Genomic DNA, 7,332 nt, shown 5'->3' on the forward strand with positions numbered 1-7,332 from the left:
CGATGACGCTCTCCCTGGCCGCGGTGCTCGCCGAGTCCGCGCTGCGCCGGCCCGACCACCCCGCCCTCGTCCTCGGCACCGAACGCACCACCTACCGCGAGCTGTGGGACGGCGCACGGCGCTACGCGGCGGTGCTGCGCGACCAGGGCATCGGCCCCGGCGACCGGGTCGCCCTGCTGCTCCCCAACAGCCGCCACTTCCCGCTCGCGTACTTCGGGGTGCTCGCCCTCGGCGCCGTCGCCGTCCCGGTGAACGCCCTGCTGCGGGCCGAGGAGATCGCCCACGTGCTGCGCGACGCCGGAGCCGCGGCCCTGGTCTGCGCCGAAGCCCTGCTGGCCGAGGGCGCCCGGGCCGCGGAGGCCGCCGGCACCCCCGTCCTGACGGTGGACCAGGCACGGGACGCGGGCCGCCCGCGCCTGGACGCGCTGGCCGGGCCCGCCACCCCGATCGCCGGCGCCGTCCCGCGCGAACCCGGCGACCTCGCCGTGGTGCTCTACACCTCCGGCACCACGGGCCGCCCCAAGGGGGCCATGCTCACCCACCTCAACCTGGAGATGAACACCGCCACCACGATGCTCTCCCCGTTCGACTACCGGCCCGAGGACGTGCTGCTGGGCTGCCTGCCGCTGTTCCACACCTTCGGCCAGATCTGCGGCATGGCCACCTGCTTCCGGGCCGGCGCCACCCTGGTGCTGATGCCGCGCTTCGACGGGCCGCAGGCCCTGGACCTGATGGTCCGCGAACGGTGCACGCTCGTCATGGGCGTGCCCACCATGTACCACGCCCTGCTCGCCGCCGCCCGCACCGATCCGCGCCGCCCACCGCTCGACCGGGCGTTCTGCGGCGGGGCGGCCCTGCCGGTGCCGGTCCTGGAGGACTTCCGGGAGACCTTCGGCTGCCCCGTCTACGAGGGCTACGGCCTGACCGAGACCTCCCCGGTCGTCGCCTACAACCAGCGGGCCTGGCCCCTGCGGCCCGGCACGGTGGGCCGACCCATCTGGGGCGTCGAGGTCGCCGTCGCCAGGGCCGAGGTGGAGGGCCGGATCGAGCCGCTGCCGGCCGGCGAGATCGGCGAGGTGGTGATCCGCGGGCACAACGTGATGGCCGGCTACCTGAACCTCCCGGGCGCGAGCGCCGAGGCGGTCGTCGACGGGTGGTTCCGCTCCGGGGACCTCGGGACGCTGGACGCCGACGGGTACCTGACCATCGTCGACCGCAAGAAGGACCTGGTGCTGCGCGGCGGCTACAACGTCTACCCGCGCGAGGTCGAGGAGGTGCTGGCCCGCCACCCGGCCGTCGCCCAGGTCGCCGTGGTGGGCCTGCCGGACGAGGTCCACGGCCAGGAGGTGTGCGCGGTGGTGGTGCCCCGGCCGGGGATCCGCCCGGACCGCGAGCTCGCCGCGGGGATCACCGCCTGGAGCCGGGAGCGGATGGCGGCCTACAAGTACCCGCGCCGGGTGGAGTTCACCGAGGCCTTCCCGCTCGGCGCCGGCGGCAAGGTCCTCAAACGGGAGCTGGTGGCCCGGCTCACCGGGTGACCGGGAGCCGCCAGCCCCCTCCCGACGTGCGCGGACCGCAGCCCGCCGGACCGGGGTGAACCGGGCGGACCGGACGGGCACGTACACTTGCCGCTCGTGGCGGACACCCAGTACGAAGACCTGTTGAAGCACGTGCTCACCACCGGAACGGCCAAGGCCGACCGGACGGGCACCGGCACCCGGAGCGTCTTCGGACACCAGCTGCGGTACGACCTCTCCCGGGGCTTCCCGCTGGTCACCACCAAGAAGGTGCACCTCAAGTCCGTGGTGTACGAGCTCCTGTGGTTCCTGCGCGGCGACTCCAACGTCGGCTGGCTGAACGAGCACGGCGTCACCATCTGGGACGAGTGGGCCGACGGCAACGGCGACCTCGGCCCCGTCTACGGCGTGCAGTGGCGCAGCTGGCCGACCCCCGACGGCGGGCACGTCGACCAGATCAGCCAGGTCCTCGACACCCTGCGCACCGACCCGGACTCCCGCCGGATGGTCGTCTCCGCCTGGAACGTCGCCGAACTGGACGCCATGGCGCTCGCCCCCTGCCACGCCTTCTTCCAGTTCCACGTCGCCGACGGCAGGCTCTCCTGCCAGCTCTACCAGCGCAGCGCCGACCTCTTCCTCGGCGTCCCGTTCAACATCGCGAGCTACGCCCTGCTCACCCACCTGGTCGCGCAGCAGGTCGGCCTCGCCCCGGGGGACTTCATCTGGACCGGCGGTGACTGCCACATCTACGACAACCACGTGGACCAGGTCACCGAACAGCTCTCGCGCACGCCGTACGACTTCCCCACGCTGAACCTGCGGAAGGCCGACTCGCTCTTCGACTACGCCTACTCCGACGTGGACGTCGTCGGCTACCGGCACCACCCGGCGATCAAGGCCCCGGTGGCGGTATGAGGATCGGACTGATCTGGGCCCAGGCCCGCGGCGGCGTGATCGGCGCCGACAACACGATGCCCTGGCACCTGCCCGAGGACCTCGAACACTTCAAGCGGACCACCCTCGGCCACCCCGTCGTGATGGGTCGCCGCACCTGGGAGTCGATCCCGCCGCGCTTCCGCCCGCTCCCCGGCCGCCGCAACATCGTGGTCACCCGCAACGCGCAGTGGGCCGCCGAGGGCGCCGAGCGCGCCGGCTCCCTCGCCGAGGCCCTGCGCCTCGCGGCCGCGGCAGCCGACCCGGGAACCCCCGCCGAGACCTGGATCATCGGCGGCGGGCAGCTCTACCGCACCGCCATCGACCACGCCACCACCCTCTCGGTCACCGAGATCGACCTCGCGGTCGACGGCGACACCCACGCCCCGCCCGTCGGCCCCGCCTGGACCGTCACCCGCGACGACGGCTGGCAGACCTCCACCACCGGCCTCCGCTACCGCATCCGCACCCACACCCGTCGGGCCTAGGGTCCGCCGAACACGATCCGCCGGCCAGGTCGCTGCCCCTCCTGGGGCACCGACCTGGCCGGCGGCCGTTCTGTGCTGAGCAGCGCAGCGGGGGATTGATCTGACGAATCGTCATATCGCTTTGAGGGAAGAACTTTTGGCGGTTCGAGGCGCCACCGCCAGTTTGATGCGGGAAGGGCGCCTCGTGGGGTCGTTTGAGCCCGACGCGAGGCGGCTGGACGCATCCGGTCAGGGCCGGATCCGTCCAGTCGGGCCCCTTCCACCGGTCCTGGGCTGCGGCGAGAGTAGTAGTCGCCAGCCGGGAGCACCGCCCGGGAGGCGCCGGTGACCGCGCTGCGGGGCCGGTGTCCCGCCGCTCGACCGTTCCGCCGCCGACCGACCGCTGTTCCTGCAGGGCAGCCGTACCGCCGCCGGGCGTGCACGTCCCGAAGACTTCCGCGCCGACCCCCGGTGTCCGCGCGAGCACTCCAGGACACGCGGCCTACCCGCACCAGGCGACCGAGGCGCAGCAGATCCAGATAGGCGAGAAGGTCCTCGCCGGGCAGGGCCAGGGCGCCTGGCCGGTCTGCGGGCCGAAGGCCGGCCTCGGCGCGGACCACGCCAAGCCCTCCTCCCCGGACGCATCGGCGCGTACGACCCGAGTACCCGGACCTTCTACGAGAGCAGGGACAACGGCACCGTCGCGGGCTCGGCGAAGTTCGGCAACCCGGGGTGGACGCCGCTGGCCGGGGACTGGAACGGCGACGGCGTCACCACCGTCGGCGGCTACGACCCGGCGTCCGGCACGTTCTGCCTGAGCAACGACAACAGCAGCGCCGCGGTGACCGCCAAGCTGGGCAACCCGGGCTGGATCCCCCTCAAGGGCAGCTGGTAGCGGGGGAGCCCCGCCGGTAGCGGGGGAGACCACCGCACGGCCCACCCCCCGGTGGCCCCCGCGCGCCCGGTGCCCCACCGACCACCACGGTCCGGCGGGGCACCGGGCCGCAGCAGCATTGCCGCCCCGGCCCGCCCAGCCCCGGTCAGCCGTGTTCCGCAGAGCCGGTGAGCCGGAGCTTGCGCTGGGCCCGCTGGTAGAAGGTGGTGTGCCCGAGCCGCACGACGCGCGCGGCCGCGGGCACCATGGTCACCTCGACGCTGTCGCCCGGCGAGACGTGGCCGACCAGCAGGCCGTCGGCCTCGACGGCGAGGTCGCCGCTGGGCGGCAGGACCTCCAGGTCGAGACGCTCGCCGCTGGAGAGGAACACCGAGCGGTTGAACGCGGCGTGCGGGGCCACCGGGGTGACCAGCAGCCCCTCCGCGTTGGGGGAGACGATCGGGCCGCCCGCGGAGAAGCTGTACGCGGTGGAGCCGGTCGGCGTGGCACAGACGACCGCGTCCGCGGTGTAGGACACGAAGGGCTCGCCCTGGACCCGTACGGCGACCACCGCGGACCTGTGCCCGGGGCTGCGCAGCAGCACCACGTCGTTGAGCGCCGTCTCCCGGACGTCCCCGAACCGGGCGTGGACGCCGGAGCGGGCCTCCACGGTGAACCGGTGGGCGTCGACGGCGTCCAGCGCGCCGCGCAGGTCCGGGATGTCGACCTCGGCGAGGAAGCCCAGCCGCCCGACGTTGACGCCGAGGACCGGCGCGTGGCCCCGAGTGGCGAGCCGCATGGTGCGCAGCATGGTGCCGTCCCCGCCGAGGCTGATCAGCAGGTCGGCGCCGGCGGCCATCTCCTCGTCCCCGACCGGGATGGCCTCGCAACCGATCCGCGCCACCTCCGCGGCCAGCCCCAGGACCTTGGTGCCCCGGGCCCGGCTCCAGCCGACCACGGTCTCCACGGTGGGCGCACAGGTGCGCTCGGGGTGGAGCACCAGCCCCACAGTGCCGATGAATCCCATCCGGAGCACCTCGATGTCGGCTCGACGTCGGCCGGAGCACTGCTGCTCCCTCCAGTCACGCACAGCCGCCCGTCTCCTTCAAGGCAGGTCGGCCGGGGCCGGTCCCGCCGGCCCTCCCGTCGGCCGGGGCCGGTCCCGCCGCCCCTCCCGTCGCCCGGGGCCGGTCCCGCCGCCCCTCCCGGAATCTGTGTGCGCGCCGGCCGGTTGGGAATCGGAGAGACGGTCCGAAGGCCCCGGCGCCGCCGTCCTGAACCGGTGCCCGGCCGAACCGACGTCGGGAGGCGTGTCCGATGACTGACAGCCCGATCCGGGGGATCGACCCCGCCGTGCCGCCGAGCGGGGACGGGTGCGTGGAGTGTCTGACGGGGGACGGGCCGGGGTGGTGGTTCCACCTGCGGCGGTGTGCCGAGTGCGGGCACATCGGGTGCTGCGACTCCTCGCCCTCCCAGCACGGCACGCGACACGCCCGGGAGGCCGGGCACCCGTTCCTGGCCAGTTTCGAGCCCGGTGAGGCGTGGTTCTGGAACGTCGAGACCGAGCAGTACTACGAGGGGCCGGAGCTGGCGGCGCCCGCCGCGCACCCGGAGGCCCAGCCGACCCCGGGCCCGCTCGGCAGGGTCCCCGCCGACTGGCAGTCGCACCTGCACTGACGCGGGCCGCGCGGACCGGCCCCGTGCCGCCCGGCCCCTGTCCGACCCGGCCCCGCCCCAGCCGACCCCGTCCCGACCGATCAGCGGGGTGTGGGCGAGGTCGAACGAGTGCCAGAACAGGTGGACGGGGCTGACCTTGCCCGAGAACCGGGCCGCGAACTCCTCCAGCACCAGTCCGACCTGGTTGAGGACCTGCCAGGCGCGGTTCGCCCAGACGGGGTCGTAGGCCGCGTGTTCGACGTCCTCGGCGAACGGCCGGTCGGTGTCGGGTAGCCGGTAGGGCCGGGGGTTCGCGAGCTCCACCCGGATGTCCAGGGCAGCCAGCGCCTCCAGGGTCCGCCGGTGGAAGGACGCGACGGACCGGCCGACCAGGGGGAAGGACGCCGTCCTGCCGTCCGCCCTCGTGACGACGAGCCGGTGGTCGACGAAGTCGAAGTCGATGGTGAAGACCGGGTTGCCGTCGACCTGTCCCATGGGCCGGGTGGTGAGGCCGCGCCCGGTGAGGTGGAACGGGACGTTCCACCAGTGGTTGCGCCGCACGCTCGCCGCGAGGCGGATCTTTCCCACCACCTGCGTGAAGCGGTGCAGCGTCTCCTTGGTGTCCTGCCACTCGGTGAGCGGTATCGGTGGGAACGGCTCCATGGCGGGTGCCTCCCGTCCGTCGGCGGCAGTTCCATCATGCGCGTCGCAGCCCGGAGCGGAAAGTCACAGCCTGCACACTCGGCGTAGTTCCACTCCCATCTCCCGATGTCCCACGAAAGGGGAAATCATGGCCAGCAAGGCCAGCATCGTCTTCGCCCACGGGCTCTGGGCCGACGGCTCGTGCTTCAACAAGCTCATTCCCGCGCTCCTGGCCGAAGGGCACCAGGTGCTCAGTTCGCAGCACGGCCTGGACTCGCTCGCGGGGGACGTCGCCTGCGTCACCCGCGCCATCGACCACGTGCCCGGCCCGGTGGTGCTCGTCGGCCACTCCTACGGCGGGACGCTGATCACCAAGGCCGGTGTCCACGACCGCGTGGGTGCGCTGGTCTACATCGCCGCGCTCGCCCCGGACGAGGACGAGACCTCCCAGGGCCAGCAGGAGCAGTTCCCGGGCACTCCGGTCTTCAAGCACATCGACGTCGCCGACGGCCGGATCTGGCTCCTCGAGTCGGGCATCGGCGACTTCTGCGGCGACCTGCCCGTCGCCGAGCAGCAGCTCGTCCTCGCGACGGGTGCCGTGCCCGTCCCGGACCTGTTCACCCAGCAGGTTCCGGGGACGGCCTGGCGGTCCAAGCCGAGCTGGTACATCGTCGCGAACGACGACCGCACGGTGAACCCGGACCTGGAGCGGGCCGCGGCCGAGCGCATGGGCGCGAAGACCTACGCCGTCGACAGCAGCCACGTCCCGATGCTGTCGCACCCCGACTTCGTCCTCGACGTCATCCGGGACGCGGCGAAGTCCCTCGAGGGGTAGTGCCGCCGCCGGGCGGCCCGCCGCACTCCTCGGGCCGCCCGGCGGCCAGGGCGTTCAGGGGGTGAACTCATCACGGTGCGTGACGGCGCCGGGTGGTCCGGGTGAGGGTTGTGGTGCGGGCCACCCGGGCGGCGGGGGCCGGCGGCGGTTTCCGCACCGGGTGTGGGGCGGGTGGTCACGCGCTGTCGAGGATGTGCGCGGCCTCACACGGCTCCCGGGGTGACCGGGGCCACTTTCCGGCCCGATTCGATCTTGAAAAATGGGGCATTTGGCTTCAAATCATCCCAATTCCTTGATCCTTACGACCGGTAACAGCACCCTGACGTGCCCAAACCTTCGAATCCTTGAAACCCCCACCACCACCCCCGTACCTTCGAACCCGTTGCACCGAGCACACAGCCCCCGGGC

General features: G+C 73.2%; 7 protein-coding genes and 1 pseudogene. 6 read left to right on the forward strand and 2 right to left on the reverse strand.

The window, feature by feature from the left end; all coding sequences use genetic code 11:
* The first annotated feature begins 2 nt into the window (after window positions 1-2).
* From ACIRS1_RS21655 to ACIRS1_RS21670, 4 genes are all read left to right on the forward strand, one after another.
* Window positions 3-1,538, forward strand: coding sequence for a long-chain fatty acid--CoA ligase (locus ACIRS1_RS21655; protein ID WP_402842234.1), 1,536 nt, complete (start codon window positions 3-5; stop codon window positions 1,536-1,538).
* A 96-nt stretch (window positions 1,539-1,634) separates the two neighbouring features.
* A complete protein-coding gene (locus ACIRS1_RS21660; protein WP_360217447.1) occupies window positions 1,635-2,432 on the forward strand; it encodes a thymidylate synthase in 798 nt (265 codons plus the stop codon).
* Window positions 2,429-2,938, forward strand: a complete 510-nt coding sequence (locus ACIRS1_RS21665) for a dihydrofolate reductase (protein ID WP_402842238.1) — start codon at window positions 2,429-2,431, stop codon at window positions 2,936-2,938. The genes ACIRS1_RS21660 and ACIRS1_RS21665 overlap by 4 nt, the downstream gene beginning before the upstream one ends.
* Window positions 2,939-3,354: 416 nt before the next feature.
* The gene (locus ACIRS1_RS21670; RefSeq protein ID WP_402842241.1) at window positions 3,355-3,735 is read left to right on the forward strand and encodes a transglycosylase family protein; all 381 of its coding nucleotides are present in this window, start codon (window positions 3,355-3,357) and stop codon (window positions 3,733-3,735) included.
* Between the two features lie 222 nt (window positions 3,736-3,957).
* Here ACIRS1_RS21670 and ACIRS1_RS21675 read toward each other — a convergent pair whose 3' ends face one another.
* On the reverse strand, window positions 3,958-4,881 hold the full coding sequence (locus tag ACIRS1_RS21675; protein WP_402842243.1) for an NAD(+)/NADH kinase: 924 nt from the start codon (window positions 4,879-4,881) through the stop codon (window positions 3,958-3,960).
* A 227-nt stretch (window positions 4,882-5,108) separates the two neighbouring features.
* On the opposite strand from ACIRS1_RS21675, the gene ACIRS1_RS21680 reads away from it, so the two are divergent.
* The gene (locus ACIRS1_RS21680) at window positions 5,109-5,468 is read left to right on the forward strand and encodes a UBP-type zinc finger domain-containing protein (RefSeq protein WP_402842245.1); all 360 of its coding nucleotides are present in this window, start codon (window positions 5,109-5,111) and stop codon (window positions 5,466-5,468) included.
* Between the two features lie 72 nt (window positions 5,469-5,540).
* On the opposite strand, the pseudogene ACIRS1_RS21685 reads toward ACIRS1_RS21680, so the two are convergent.
* Window positions 5,541-6,110, reverse strand: a pseudogene (locus ACIRS1_RS21685) (DUF5996 family protein); the annotation flags it as partial.
* Between the two features lie 127 nt (window positions 6,111-6,237).
* Between ACIRS1_RS21685 and ACIRS1_RS21690 the strand changes: the two are divergent.
* Window positions 6,238-6,924 (forward strand): alpha/beta fold hydrolase, encoded by a 687-nt coding sequence (locus ACIRS1_RS21690; protein WP_402842248.1) that lies wholly within the window; start codon window positions 6,238-6,240, stop codon window positions 6,922-6,924.
* Window positions 6,925-7,332: the final 408 nt, after the last annotated feature.

It is taken from the genome of Kitasatospora sp. NPDC101176 (assembly GCF_044768035.1).
Taxonomy (GTDB): domain Bacteria; phylum Actinomycetota; class Actinomycetes; order Streptomycetales; family Streptomycetaceae; genus Kitasatospora.